14 protein-coding genes are annotated in these 13,092 nt (G+C 38.6%); 12 read left to right on the top strand and 2 right to left on the bottom strand.

From position 1 onward, the window contains the following. Positions 1 to 49: 49 nt before the first annotated feature. From NSQ62_RS12575 to NSQ62_RS12525, 11 genes are all read left to right on the top strand, one after another. A complete protein-coding gene (locus NSQ62_RS12575; protein WP_341320477.1) occupies positions 50 to 1,357 on the top strand; it encodes a globin-coupled sensor protein in 1,308 nt (435 codons plus the stop codon). Between the two features lie 345 nt (positions 1,358 to 1,702). After that, on the top strand, positions 1,703 to 2,164 hold the full coding sequence (locus tag NSQ62_RS12570) for a hypothetical protein (protein WP_341320476.1): 462 nt from the start codon (positions 1,703 to 1,705) through the stop codon (positions 2,162 to 2,164). A 21-nt stretch (positions 2,165 to 2,185) separates the two neighbouring features. Continuing rightward, positions 2,186 to 2,617: a DUF4279 domain-containing protein gene (locus NSQ62_RS12565; RefSeq protein WP_341320475.1), complete on the top strand. Its 432-nt coding sequence runs from the start codon at positions 2,186 to 2,188 to the stop codon at positions 2,615 to 2,617. A 143-nt stretch (positions 2,618 to 2,760) separates the two neighbouring features. Beyond that, the gene (locus NSQ62_RS12560) at positions 2,761 to 3,534 is read left to right on the top strand and encodes an ABC transporter ATP-binding protein (RefSeq protein WP_341323934.1); all 774 of its coding nucleotides are present in this window, start codon (positions 2,761 to 2,763) and stop codon (positions 3,532 to 3,534) included. Continuing rightward, the gene (locus tag NSQ62_RS12555) at positions 3,524 to 5,572 is read left to right on the top strand and encodes an ABC transporter permease (protein WP_341320474.1); all 2,049 of its coding nucleotides are present in this window, start codon (positions 3,524 to 3,526) and stop codon (positions 5,570 to 5,572) included. Before NSQ62_RS12560 ends, NSQ62_RS12555 begins: the two co-directional genes overlap by 11 nt. Before the next feature lie 10 nt (positions 5,573 to 5,582). Continuing rightward, positions 5,583 to 6,254, top strand: a complete 672-nt coding sequence (locus tag NSQ62_RS12550) for a response regulator transcription factor (RefSeq protein ID WP_341320473.1) — start codon at positions 5,583 to 5,585, stop codon at positions 6,252 to 6,254. A gap of 2 nt (positions 6,255 to 6,256) precedes the next feature. Then, positions 6,257 to 7,279 (top strand): HAMP domain-containing sensor histidine kinase, encoded by a 1,023-nt coding sequence (locus NSQ62_RS12545; RefSeq protein ID WP_341320472.1) that lies wholly within the window; start codon positions 6,257 to 6,259, stop codon positions 7,277 to 7,279. 202 nt (positions 7,280 to 7,481) lie between these two features. Then, complete coding sequence (locus tag NSQ62_RS12540) at positions 7,482 to 7,805, top strand: PadR family transcriptional regulator (RefSeq protein WP_341320471.1); 324 nt, start codon at positions 7,482 to 7,484, stop codon at positions 7,803 to 7,805. Then, positions 7,802 to 8,872 (top strand): DUF2812 domain-containing protein, encoded by a 1,071-nt coding sequence (locus NSQ62_RS12535; RefSeq protein ID WP_341320470.1) that lies wholly within the window; start codon positions 7,802 to 7,804, stop codon positions 8,870 to 8,872. The genes NSQ62_RS12540 and NSQ62_RS12535 overlap by 4 nt, the downstream gene beginning before the upstream one ends. A 253-nt stretch (positions 8,873 to 9,125) precedes the next feature. Then, positions 9,126 to 9,650 (top strand): sigma-70 family RNA polymerase sigma factor, encoded by a 525-nt coding sequence (locus tag NSQ62_RS12530; protein WP_341320469.1) that lies wholly within the window; start codon positions 9,126 to 9,128, stop codon positions 9,648 to 9,650. Further along, positions 9,643 to 10,329, top strand: a complete 687-nt coding sequence (locus NSQ62_RS12525; protein WP_341320468.1) for a DUF3600 domain-containing protein — start codon at positions 9,643 to 9,645, stop codon at positions 10,327 to 10,329. Before NSQ62_RS12530 ends, NSQ62_RS12525 begins: the two co-directional genes overlap by 8 nt. Positions 10,330 to 10,462: 133 nt before the next feature. Here NSQ62_RS12525 and NSQ62_RS12520 read toward each other — a convergent pair whose 3' ends face one another. Further along, the gene (locus NSQ62_RS12520; RefSeq protein ID WP_341320467.1) at positions 10,463 to 11,332 is read right to left on the bottom strand and encodes a DUF3298 domain-containing protein; all 870 of its coding nucleotides are present in this window, start codon (positions 11,330 to 11,332) and stop codon (positions 10,463 to 10,465) included. Positions 11,333 to 11,336: 4 nt separating this feature from the next. Then, complete coding sequence (locus NSQ62_RS12515) at positions 11,337 to 11,822, bottom strand: sigma-70 family RNA polymerase sigma factor (RefSeq protein ID WP_341320466.1); 486 nt, start codon at positions 11,820 to 11,822, stop codon at positions 11,337 to 11,339. Positions 11,823 to 11,999: 177 nt separating this feature from the next. Here NSQ62_RS12515 and NSQ62_RS12510 point away from each other — a divergent pair, with 177 nt between their 5' ends. After that, complete coding sequence (locus tag NSQ62_RS12510; protein WP_341320465.1) at positions 12,000 to 13,004, top strand: YdcF family protein; 1,005 nt, start codon at positions 12,000 to 12,002, stop codon at positions 13,002 to 13,004. Positions 13,005 to 13,092: the final 88 nt, after the last annotated feature.

Genomic DNA, 13,092 nt, shown 5'->3' with positions numbered 1-13,092 from the left:
ATAATAAATGTTATACAATGGTTATACAAAAAGGGTGAGGGGTAGTATTATGATGAAATGGTGGAAACAAAGATCATCGTTAGTAGAAGCGGAAGAACCGAAACAATTAGATAGCTTTAAACCGATTATCGCTTTTACAAATATGCCGGAATTAGCACAACAAATGAAGTTTATTGGTATTCAAGAGAATGATCTACGCCGAATTAAGTCTTATCAACAGTTCATAATCGCAGGTATCGAGGAGATTACCGATGTGTTTTATCAAAATGTAATGTTAATTCCCTCATTACGAAAAATTATAGAAGATCGTACCCAAATTGACCGTCTTAAGAAAACAATAGGTTCGTATATAATTTCCATGTTTGATGGCATTTTTAATGACGAAACAATTGAACATAAAAGAAAAATTGCACGTATGCACTTTAAAATTGGGTTAGATTCCAAATGGTACATGGGTACATTTCAAAAGCTACAAGAGACGATTATTACACTCATTTGCCACGATATTATGGACCCTAAATTACGTGAAAATATAACATTAACTGTTTCGAAACTAATTAATCTTGAAATGCAAATTGTATTAGAGGAAAACGAAAAAGAAAACGATCGACTTCGTAGCGCGCAATATGAAATCGTGAAAAATGAACTTAAAGATAAAATATATTCTATTATTCAGAATCTAGCTGATTTAACAGAGGATACAAACCTATCGATCGAACAAGTAAATGGTCATACGCGTGAAATTAGTAAAACGATCACATCCAATGTGGAAATCGTACATCAGATTCATAAAGATGCGGTTGTTGGTAAAAGTGATGTTACTAAATTAGAGCAAGAGATGCTAGAAATTACTGATAGTACAAAAGAAATGGGTAGGATAATAGGAAATCTAAAAGTTTCTTCTGAACAAATTATTGATATTATCGCATTCGTTAAAAATATTGCAGATCAAACCAATTTACTTGCCTTAAATGCATCAATAGAGGCTGCAAGAGCTGGCGATCACGGAAAAGGATTTGCGGTTGTAGCTCAAGAAGTACGTAAGCTTGCTGAACAATCGAAACACTCAGTAGAAAACATAACGAATCTCATTCGTAATTCCTCATCATTAACAACGACGGCTGTTCAAATGATCGAAGATGTGGAAGCACGTGTCGAATCTAGTACAAAATTTTCACTAGAAACACAAAAAATATTCCAACAAATTTTAATAGCCATTGATCAAAATGAACAACAAATTAAGCAAGTAGCTTTAGATGTATCTAATTTAAGTAACGTAATTAGCATTATTGGAGATGAAACGAGAACTGTAGCTAGCACGGCTGATCAACTTTACCAAACGGCTACCAATTTATAATTAGCGATGAAATGAATGTTACTAATTTCTACTATTATCAGTGATTTTTTTACAGGGGATTGCAAAGAAAAAAGTTCGCCAGTCATAAATTTGATCGGCGAATTTTTTCATTTTACATAGTTACCAAAATGTAGCTTTGAAAACATTGACATCAAATAAAAAAGTGCTAAGTAGTTTAGGTGCGTAAGTCATCTACCTCGCTATAATAAGGCCCAAAATCACTTTCACTTGGACCATTTGTAACTCCTAGCTATTATTTTCTGAATATACTAATATTATTGGTGATAATACAAAGTTTTTCCTGTCAGATAGTAAAACTAAATGTTCGAGATAAAGGAGACTCAAATGGATACAGAGTTAGTTAAGCATTATGCGTTTGAATTGCACTGGCACTTACCTGAGGAAATACAGCAAGTAGCAATAGAGTGGCTCATTACCAATACGCCGCGTGACCAGCTGGCACTCATCTTCCCACCATACGGTAAAAGCTGCTGGCAAAATGCGATGAAAGTCATTGAAGTAATCGGTTATCCTCACAATGAAACAGCCTTCCCACGAATTGTCGAGCTGTTTCAGGATATCAATTGGCCTGGAGCAAACGAAGCCGTCCTGTATTTTCAAACCTTGGATAAAACCGTTGTTGTCCCGTATATCGAAGCGGGAGCTAAGCAAGCAATAGCTGAGCGTGACTGGGAGTGGCTATATTTTTTATATATGGTATGTGAGCGATTATTGATGGGACGAGCAGACTTTAAGCAAATGGTCGTTTTTGATGCGATGAAGGACTGCTATGACAAAGATGCGTGAGAGACGGAGTGTGAGAACATAGTGACAAGTGAGCAAACAGCATTATATGCTTATATAAAATTCACAGGAAATGATGATTTTCCTTTAGATGCTGTAACGGAAAGCTTAGGTGTACAGCCAACGCGTACGTGGAAGGTGGGGGAGCGAGTGAATACCCATACACCACTTAAACGCGATCATACTGCTTGGAAATATGAGACGGAAACGCTTGAAACCTTGGTTGTGGAAGAAGTGCTTGATCCGCTGCTTGAAAATTTTAGTGGCAAAGTGGACATCATTAATAGCTTAAAAGAACGCTTGAATCTAAATGTTCAAATTGCACTCGTGATTACCATGGAAAACGGGCGCACGCCGGGCTTGGTAATTTGGCCTGAGTTTAGCCGATTTGCCAGTAGCATCAATGCCTTCATCGATATTGATATGTATGTTGGTGCATTTAGTGAGGATGGGTAAAGTACAGTAGTAATCTAATACCATATGACAGCCTTAACGAGCACCGCGGTACGAAACCTTACGTCAACTGTAAGAGTAATTTCCGGCTACTTTGTAGTAAAGTAATGCTATAGAGAATGAATCGGGGGGCTATACAGGTGAATGTGAGTAAATTACTGCAAGTGAAAGAAGTCCGTAAAGTTTTTGGGAAAGGTCAAAGTGAAACGGCTGCGTTAAAAGGTGTCACATTTGATGTGTTACCGGGGGAATTTCTTGGGATTATGGGGGCAAGTGGCTCTGGTAAAACGACATTGCTCAATACGATCGCGACCATGATTAAGCCAACATCTGGCCAAATTTTACTCGAGGGACAAAATATTTCATCCTTTAAAGGCGTGCAGTTAGCAGCTTACCGAGGCAATAAAATCGGTTACTTATTTCAGCAATTTGAACTCATTGATAACTTAACAGCTAAGGAAAATATAATACTGCCATTATCGATTCATGGGGTCAACATAAAAGAGCAGGAAAAAGAACTTGTGCAATTAGCGAAGCAGTTTGAGCTTGAGGATGTGTTAAATAAATTCCCGTCACAATTGTCTGGCGGTCAGAAACAACGCGTTGCTGCTGCAAGAGCGCTCATTTCAAATCCAAGTATCGTGTTAGCGGATGAACCAACAGGCGCGCTTGATACAAAAAATGCGAAAATCTTAATGGATAAATTGTCGACAAACAATCAACAACATGGATCGACCATTTTAATGGTGACACATGATGCCAATGCGGCGAGCTATTGCTCGAGAATCTTGTTTATTCAAGACGGGGTTATTTTCCATGAATTACGTAAGAATGTACCTGGGGAATCACAACAGTCGTTTTATGAGCGCATCGTGATGGTGATGGCGCAGCTTGCTGGAGGTAGTAGCAATGTTCTTTGATTTTGTGAAGCGCAATAGTCGCAAAACGCGGAAGGAAAACGGTGTGTATTTCGCTTCACTTATCGTATCGATTGTGGCTTTTTATGTGATTTTGTCATTAGGTGAACAAGACGTCATGCTGTATTTAAAGACGATTGAAAGTAATGCGGTTGAGCGATTACTGCTCATGATTCCGGTACTTTATGGGGTTTCTTTAGTGTTCGTGTTTTTCCTCGTGTATTTTGCGAATCGTTATCAATTGCAGCAGCGAAGTCATGAGTTTGGTTTGTATTTAATGATGGGCATGAAGCAAAGTAAGCTGTTTTTCATGATTATGGGGGAAACGATTTGGAATGGGATTGTAGCGCTTTGTATCGGGTTGCCGATTTCGTTATTTTTAACAGCAATCATTAATTTAACGACGTCACGTTTAGTGGGCATGGGGATTATTGGACAGTCGTTTCGTATTTCTTGGACGGGCATTGGCTTAACAATTTGTGGTTTCTTCATTGTTCAATTACTTGCTATGCTCCTGTTAAGCTTTACAATGAGTCGTAAAGAGCCAATGGATTTACTTCATGAAGAAAAGGAAAAATCGCAAACAACATTAGCACCTAAATGGGGCGCGGCGAGCTTACTATACGGGGCTGCCTTATTATTTGGAACAATTTTTTTATGTGTAGCGTACGGCATGGCGATTTTATATTTACGAAATTTTGATTATAAAATCTTTGCGTTGATTCTACTGATCGGCGTAGGTGGGACGTTTTTTTTATTCCGTGGCTTAGGTAGTTTAATTGGTGTATACGTAAAACGTAAAGGCAGTACTTCAACGGGTTTATCGATGTTTACAGCGAGACAATTGCAAGAAAATGTATTACATCAATGGAGCTCACTGGCAATTTCGTCACTGCTCATTTTAATGGCGTTGGTATGCTTCGCGTTTGGTACGTCGACCGCGTTAACAAATAGCGCGGTAGCAAATCGCACGGTAGATTATACGTTTAATGGTGAGGAAAATGAAATTGCGCCTGTATTACAATCAGACAAACTAGCACCTTACATTGAGACTTATTATGGAATGGCATTACATTCATTCTACTCATCAGAAGGGGAACCTCATTACCATTTTGCATGGACAAATTTAATTGAAACCATATCGAACCAAGCTGACTCAGAGCCAAAAGAAATTTTATTAAACAATTTCTCGATGCAAAGCATGCCATATTTTATTGCTTTATCGAGCTATAATTCGATGCTTGAGGCAGCCGGTAAGAAAACAATTGTATTAGCTGACGATGAGGTGGCCATGTATACAAGTGACGATACAGGAGCGCCTTATGATTTATTAAAAGACACATTGAAAAAAAATCCGTCAGTTGAAATAGCAGAAAATGAATATACGCTCTTACCGACGTTATACTCTGATAATATTGTGGCAGACAGAGCGATTACATTAATGTACTCGTTGATTGTACCGGATGCATTATTCGAGCAGTATTTTGACACTGAGGAAACTTGGCTTTGGAATATGACATTAAAAGACGATTTCATTGAAGAAAAAGGGCTAATGCAGGCGATGTTTGAGGTCGACCAACTCCTTGATCCAACTGGTTTGCAGTTTGAGAGCTATCTCGCGAGTATGGGCAGACAGCTATTTTTCACCGTGGCGGGAAGCTATACAACGTTTTATTTAGGTGTGATGTTTTTAATTATCGCTAATACCGTACTAGGCTTAAACTTCTTAATGCAGCAAAGAAGCACGCGCGGTCGCTATCAAACGTTAGCGATGCTTGGTGCGAATGTCGAAGCGATTTGTGCATCAGCGCGCAAGCAAATTTGGCTCTATTTCAGCTTAGTCATTTCGGTCGCAGTCGTTAGTGGCATTTTTGGGATTTGGTCGTTATTAACGGCGATGCCTACAACCGTGTACAGCTTGAAAAACAGCGCTGTCATTGCATTAGTTGTGCTGTTATTTATACTCATCGAAGTTGTGTATATCCGAATGATTCAACGCAAAAGTGATGAAGAAATAAGAAAGTTAAACGAAATCGACTAGAGGTGATGTCATGACAAATATCGTGATTGTAGAGGATGACATTTTCTTACGTGAAGAATTACAAAGCATTTTACAAAAGGAGGGGTACTCGGTCGTGAGTATCTCTTCTTTTGATACCCCGGTTGAAGATATTATTGCGGCAAATCCTATGCTCGTTGTGCTCGATTTAAATTTGCCGAACTTATCGGGGTTTCAAATTTGTCGTACGTTAAAGGAAAAGGGAATTGGCCCGATTTTAATTTTAACTGCGCGCGATCAGCTAAAAGACGAATTGCACGCATTAGAGCTAGGGGCCGATGATTTTTTAACAAAGCCTTGCCATCCGAAACGACTCATCGCACGCGTGCAAAAGCTCGAGCAATTATATGCCAAGCTGCCAATATTGTTAACGTGGGGTGCTTTTCAATACGATGCGAAGACACATGTCTTATATGTTGGCAACGATTCCCTGTCCCTGTCTGAAAATGAAGGCATCATTATGAAGCTGTTAATAAAACATGCCCCAGCGGTTGTGAAAAAGGAACAGCTTTTTGCTGAACTTTGGGGAAGCAGTGAATTTGTCGATGAAAATATACTGCAGGTCAATATGACAAGACTACGCAAAACATTAGATAAAGTAGGCATGTCACATCATATTAAAACGGTCAGAGGCATTGGCTATCAATTAGTAGGAAGTGAGTAAGGATGAAGCAATCAAATTGGCCCGCTCTTTTAAAACAATCACGTCACTGGATTGGGTTGCTATGTGTAAATAGTGGATTTTTTATATTTTTAGCATGGGTTGCCTATCCTGAAACATTTGGGCTGCTCGTCATGACGATGCTTATTTTTACCGTTTTTAGCATTTTACTCGGGATAGTTTTTACACGAAAAAAGCAACAGAAGCAAACAACAGCGTTTTATCGATTTTTAAACGAGCCCTCGGTGGAGCAAGAAGCCATGTTTAAGCAAGAAATCGGGGACAGCTACAACATACCAGTTCAGGATTTAGCTAAGCAATTACGCCAGTTGCATGATGAATTACAAGAGGCAAAATCCCAGTCCGTTGACTATGAGTCGTTTATTGAGAATTGGGTACATGAAATCAAAACACCGCTTTCTTTAGTCCATTTCGTGCTACAAAATCGTAAAGACGAAATGTCCCCACTAGTTTATCAACGGTTGAATCATGCAAAAATTAAGATTCATGATCACGTAGAACGCATTTTATTTTATGCAAAGCTTCAAGCCACGCATGTGGACTATAGCTTGAAGAAGGTGTCGATTGTGGAGTGCTTTGAAGATGTACTACTAGAACTGCAATCGCTATTGGATGAGCAGGAAATGGAGGTAAAGGCGAACATCGAGGACATCCCGATCGTATCAGATGAAAGAGCGCTTCAATTCATTTTGTCCCAGTTACTAGTGAATGCGATTAAATATCGAAACGTCGGTAGTGAGAGCTTGATTTGGCTGGAAACGGGTATTCATCGTGAAAAAGACCGCTATTACATCAAAGTTTCTGATAACGGTTTAGGTGTCCTACAGTCGGACTTGCCTTTTATATTTGATAAAGGATTTACCGGAAATACAACGAATCAAAAGCAAGCTACGGGGATGGGGCTATTTTTAGTGAAGAAATTATGTGAGGATTTACAAATTGATATCGAGGTTGAATCAGAATATGAGCGCGGTTTTACGATTCAACTGCTGTTTCCGAAGGTTTGAAGCATTGGATTTAGAAAAAGAGAGATATTGTCGTGAGAACAGCATAATGTAGTACACGCTTGGTTTAATCGCCAGGCTTTTTTGTTTTTCAGGGAATCGTTTACAAACGCTTTATTTTACATGGTAAATGTTTACTTTATATGTCGCGCTGTGATATAGTCGAACTACGACATATGTCGAGGTGTGACATAGAGGTGATGAGATGGAATCGTTATTAAAAAAATACCAGCCTATGACGGAAACAGCCTTTTACATTTTGTATGCGTTAACCGAACCGCGTCATGGCTACGGCATTATTAAGTTTATTGAAGATGTAACAAGCGGTCGACTGCTGCTAGGCTCTGGCACGATTTACGGAACGATTTCGAAAATGCAAAAGGATGGATTGATTCAGCATTATTCAGATGAAGATCGAAAAACGTTGTATGAGATCACCGCGCTCGGGCAGCAAATTTTAGCTAGGGAAATTGCACGAATCGAGGAAATGCATCGATTGATTTCACAAAGTAGGGAGGAAAAAGGATGAAAAAGTTTCGACCTTTTTGGAGTTACCGAATCGAAGAAACTGAAAAGTGGTTGGAGGAAATGTTACAAGCGGGCTATCGTTTAAAACAATTGCAGCCGTTACTTCGATTATTCACATTTGAACGAGTGGATTCACAAGTGAAGCGTTATTTAATTGACTATAAAAGTCCAAAGGGATTGTATGTTGAAGGCGGCTGGAAACAACTGTTGCAAGCGCACAATTGGACGGTGTATGAAGGGGAGGCACCAACGCGTTTTTCTTCTAGGGAAAAGGTATTTCAGCGAATTCGTACACATTATATGTTGGCGACAGTGCTATTACTCGTGTTATTTTTCTATTTAAATACAGCAGCTGGTGTGTTGATGGCGCTACGTTTTGGCACGGGTTTTTATCTTAGTGCTTTTCTCGTATTATTTGTGCTATTTATGTGTGCGAGCCTTTATTTAAATAAATGGTATCACACGAAAGAAAAGGCGTATTTAAATATAGACCCTAAAGTGGCGTTGCATGCGATTCGAAAAAGAAGAGTCGGTTGGATGTATGTACAATTCTTAACGAAGCGTTGGCTAGAGCGCATGTTTGCCCAAGGGTATGAGCTGGAGTATGTGAAAGGAATGTCATTTTACTTCAAACCGCGAGAATCCGCGTGTATTAGCTACGAAATTTTAAACGAAAAGCCGAAAAATTCTGCGGCCTTGTTATTTTACAGTGAAAGTGGTTGGACAGCGAAGCATTTATACAGTTCGCTGATGTGGCATATTTCGATCTGGTCGAAACCGTATGAAGTAGGAGAAGTGAAGCCGCGCATTACGTATGAGCAAAAAGAGCGCTTGAAAAGTATGCGCAGAGGGCTCGTGAATACGAATGTATTAAGTGTCTTGTTTATTTTGGTTATGACTTTAAATATTTTCAATTCATTAAATCAAATGCAGAACGCGTATATGCCGTATGTTTATTCGCTTGCACTTCTAATTTTATCGAGTATGGTGCTTCTCTACTGGCTTTGGATATTTGTTCAAAGTGTATACGGCTATATGCAAGAAAAGAAAGAAGCGCAGGAAATATAAGAAATCAAAAGGCTGCTGCACAGCATGAAATCGGAAATCCGTTCATTGCTAGCGAGCAGCTTTTTAGTCATTCATAATGGGTTGGTTTACGTTCACCTTTATCAAAGCGATTTGATTAGGTGTTATTTTACAAAGTCTACATTTATTTAACCTTCCCAATGTGCATTACATAAAATTATTTGAAAAAATTTAAGCCAAATCACCTTGTCGTTTGTCTAATAGATGTAAAACCAAATCGAAAGGAGGAATTAAGATGAAACTTGAACGTTTAGTAAAGAAAGCACAAAAAGGAAATGATAAAGCCTACTTGATGCTTTTCCAGCAGTACGAAGCAGATATTTATCGAATGGCTTATGTCTATGTAAAAAATAAAGACGATGCATTAGATCTTGTTCAAGAAGTAGCTTATCAGTCATTTAAGACAATTAGTACATTGAAAAAACCAGAGTATTTTAAGACTTGGCTCATGAAAATTACGATTAATTGTGCATTGAACTTAATCAATAAAAACAAAAAGGTCATTCCGCTAAATTCAAATTTTGAAGTGCTTACTGGTTCAGAAGATGAAGATATTTCACTTACTTTATCTTTACAAATGCTGATTGATACTTTAAAAGAGGATGAGAAGAGTGTCATTTTACTAAAATATTACGATGATCGTACACTAAAGGAAATTTCAGAGATATTAGACATCCCACTTGGAACCGCAAAGTCTGTTCTATACCGTGCTTTAGATAAGCTTCGTCAAAATTTAAAGGAGGTAGGAAACTATGGATAATCATCTTAAGCGAGAGTTATCAAAAATTGAAATCCCTATAGAGATTCATGAAAGAAGTAAATTGGGCATTAATAAAGCAAAGTCTGAAATGGGTGGAAAGCTGAAGCGTTTTACAAAAAAGCGGTTGGCAATAGCTGTTCTGTCTGCGTGTTTAATGCTTCCAACTGGTGCATTTGCTTATCAAGCATTACTTGCCGATGATTTATATGGCTCATTTGATAATTTAAAAAAACATGCAATAAATATTACAATGGAAAGTTACTTATTATTTAATGCAAAGCTCGATCAAGCAAAAGGTGACCTAGGAAAAGATGAGTTTAAACAATTTAAAAATTTATTAAGTGTCTTTACAAGTGCAAAATTGGACTATGGTGATAAAAATGGAAACATAGATTATTCTCAAGTCCCTGCAGAAAAATTTGAAGAAATTAAAGCAGCAATGTATGATATTCAACCATACTTTGACAAATTAAACGGACTACCATCAAGCAAAGAGGTTTTAACTGCTGAAGAATACGAACAATACATTCAAGCCTTATTTACCTATGAAACGACTATGGCACAACTAGGAGTCTCAAGTGCTCCCGACGTCACTGCAATACCTGCAGAGTCACAAGAGGAATTCATTAAAGCTCAAGAATACTTAAATTATGTAAATGATAAACAAATTGAAAATTGAAATATAGATAGAAGACAGCTGGGTAATACACTTCAACGGTTGCGCTAGCTCTTTTGAGGACATACTGTTTAAAAATAGCCAAAGCCCCTCATTCAATTGAATGGGGGCTTTGGCTTACTTTCATTTGGGAACATCATTTAATATATTTGTTGCTCATTAGTACATCTTGCAGCATCTCGGTTGGAATTTCAACGGTTACAAGCCCCATGAAACCTGGTGCTATCTCATATACATCAAAGGACATCACCAGTTTGCCAGCTTCGGTAATATAGAAGTTTTGCTCCGGTGTAATGCCTTCAAAGACACCAAATGATTCATCATGATACGCTGTACCACCAATCCAGTACATGTCAGAGCCTTGTGTTTCAATCATACGGTTGCGCAGTTCATCTTCAATATAACGGCTAATAATGTCGAGATAGCGATCATCTTTAAATAGACTTGGTAATGTAATGACCGTTTCCGCCTTTTTATCAATCGTCGTATACTGCATCACCGTTGAGCGTGATACGACAATGACTTCTACATAACGACCAAATGACAATAGCTCATCGGTATCGGTTTCGATTACATAGCCGCTATTTAAGGACATATTTCCCGCTTCCATTTCCTCGATATCTACCTTAAACTGCTCATAGAGTGCCTTGCCTTCCTCAGCGTATTTCTTGTTCAACGCCTCGATGTCAGCAGAAGAGCCTGAAATTTGAGGCACTTGAATGTCTGCGGTATATTCCTCGTCTACCATCTCATACTTGGTAAATGTCAGTACCTGAACGACGGGGCCAATTACCGGTAAATCCGCTAAATTTTTCGCCATGGCCGGATTTGTATTTAATCCCACTGTGAATAATATTGCTGCAGCCGCTACAGCTGTTAAAAAAATCGGTAGCTTGCGTTTTTTCTTAGGTGGGCGTTGTAAATTTTTTTCAATCATCACCTCTAGCTCACTTGGAATGGGTACGTCCTTATAGTGTGCGTGTAGTTTTTTTAATTTGTCATCCATCGGCCTAATTCTCCTCCATCTCGAGCTCGATTTTTAAGAGCTTTAATGCTTTATAGAGCCGCGATTTCGCTGTGCTTAGTGGAATAGCCAAAATATGTGCGACGTCTTCGAGTTTTAAATCCTCAAAATAGCGCAGCACAACAACCTCACGTAGCTGGAGCGGTAAATGATAAAGTGCCTGCTGCAAATCAAAATTGTCATATGTATCCTGCTCACATAGTTGCAGGAGCGCATCGTCTCCAATGAGCTCGAAACGCTTGTGCTTGCGAAGAAAATCAATCGCGGTGCGTACTAAAATCGTATAAAACCAGCTTTTCATTTGCTCATGCTTTGTCAGCCTTTCTAGCGCCAGCCAACCTTTTTGAATACTATCTTGCAAGACATCCAGCGCATCTTGCTCGTTTTTTGTGTAGCTATACGCGAGTCTATAGAGTGCTTGTTGCTGCGTGCGAATAAATGTAATAAATTTATCTTCTAATGGTTCCATCATTCCTTGAAGCTCCTTTTTGATTCTGTCGACAATTATAAGACGGTTCGGGGTGGAAGGAAAGTTTAAAAGGGAATGATAAATTTTTAATAAAAAGAGGAACTGGATAATTTGATGTTCCAGCGGGAATAGACATTGTATAATATTATTTTAGAGTGATGTTGAACAGGAGGAAGGATTTTGGCATTTTTAATTTTCATCGTGATTGCGCTCTTTATCATCGAGCCACGGTGGTATACGAATATTTTTTTACTGGCGCTGATTGTATTGGTAGAGCTGCTTTATTATACAGAAAAAATATTTTTTAATACGAACTTTAGTGAACAAGTATTAAATGTAACGAGCTACGCGTTTGTATTTGCATTTATCCCGCTAGTTATGGCGACGTTATCCGTATTAACATACTTCAATAGTAAGGTGTTGCTTGAAAAAGAAGGGCGTAAAAAGTCCAATTTATTTCTTGGCCTGATTGGAGTCGCCATTAATATGGTGCTCATTTATTATATTGTTTCGATGCGCACGATTAGTGAAAATGTGTATAGTGAAATCGCATTTTATTATATTTTTGGGCTATTTGTTTACTTTACGATGATGTATTCGGCAACCGCGATATACGCAGTGCTTTATAATTGGCGTCCGATTCACTATACGCCGGATTATATTATTGTGTTAGGTTCGGGATTAATTGGCGACCGTGTGCCACCTTTACTTGCGAGCCGTATTAACAAAGCTGTTCAACAATACAAGAAATATCATGGCCGTCCACTCATTATTACATCGGGAGGTCAAGGTAGTGATGAAAAAGTAGCGGAGGCGTATGCGATGAAAAAATACATTCATGAGCACTACCCGGAAATTCCAGACGAAGCGGTTGTGATGGAAGACCAGTCGACAACAACCTTAGAAAATATGCAGTTTTCTAAAAAGATCATCATCGAGCGATTTGGTGAAAAAGCGCGCGGCATCTTTGTGTCAAACAATTATCATATTTTACGTGCCGGTTTTTATGCGCGCAAAGCGAAACTAAAGGCCAATGGGGTTGGCTCGAAAACCGCCTTTTACTATGTGCCAAATGCCTTTACACGTGAGTTTATCGGCTTGCTTGAAATGTTTAAATGGCGCCATATGACATTCATTGCATTGTTTACGATTTTTATACTGTTGGTGTTACGTGCGGTAAATTAGTTGGATGAATTTAGTTGAATCGCCAGAATGAAATCCAAAAATTAACTATAAATAAGGTTGCATTATGAGCGGTTAAGCCTTAGACTGA

The sequence above is a fragment of the Solibacillus sp. FSL H8-0523 genome (assembly GCF_038051985.1).
In the GTDB taxonomy this organism is placed as follows: Bacteria; Bacillota; Bacilli; order Bacillales_A; family Planococcaceae; genus Solibacillus.
This window is presented reverse-complemented; position numbering and strand designations above follow the sequence as displayed.

Excerpts from the sequence above, each read along its gene's own strand:
- NSQ62_RS12575 (WP_341320477.1), top strand. The coding sequence starts at position 50 with ATGATGAAATGGTGGAAACAAAGATCATCGTTAGTAGAAGCGGAAGAA.
- NSQ62_RS12570 (WP_341320476.1), top strand. The coding sequence starts at position 1,703 with ATGGATACAGAGTTAGTTAAGCATTATGCGTTTGAATTGCACTGGCAC.
- NSQ62_RS12555 (WP_341320474.1), top strand. The coding sequence starts at position 3,524 with ATGTTCTTTGATTTTGTGAAGCGCAATAGTCGCAAAACGCGGAAGGAA.
- NSQ62_RS12550 (WP_341320473.1), top strand. The coding sequence starts at position 5,583 with ATGACAAATATCGTGATTGTAGAGGATGACATTTTCTTACGTGAAGAA.
- NSQ62_RS12545 (WP_341320472.1), top strand. The coding sequence starts at position 6,257 with ATGAAGCAATCAAATTGGCCCGCTCTTTTAAAACAATCACGTCACTGG.
- NSQ62_RS12540 (WP_341320471.1), top strand. The coding sequence starts at position 7,482 with ATGGAATCGTTATTAAAAAAATACCAGCCTATGACGGAAACAGCCTTT.
- NSQ62_RS12535 (WP_341320470.1), top strand. The coding sequence starts at position 7,802 with ATGAAAAAGTTTCGACCTTTTTGGAGTTACCGAATCGAAGAAACTGAA.
- NSQ62_RS12530 (WP_341320469.1), top strand. The coding sequence starts at position 9,126 with ATGAAACTTGAACGTTTAGTAAAGAAAGCACAAAAAGGAAATGATAAA.
- NSQ62_RS12525 (WP_341320468.1), top strand. The coding sequence starts at position 9,643 with ATGGATAATCATCTTAAGCGAGAGTTATCAAAAATTGAAATCCCTATA.
- NSQ62_RS12520 (WP_341320467.1), bottom strand. The coding sequence starts at position 11,332 with ATGGATGACAAATTAAAAAAACTACACGCACACTATAAGGACGTACCC.
- NSQ62_RS12515 (WP_341320466.1), bottom strand. The coding sequence starts at position 11,822 with ATGATGGAACCATTAGAAGATAAATTTATTACATTTATTCGCACGCAG.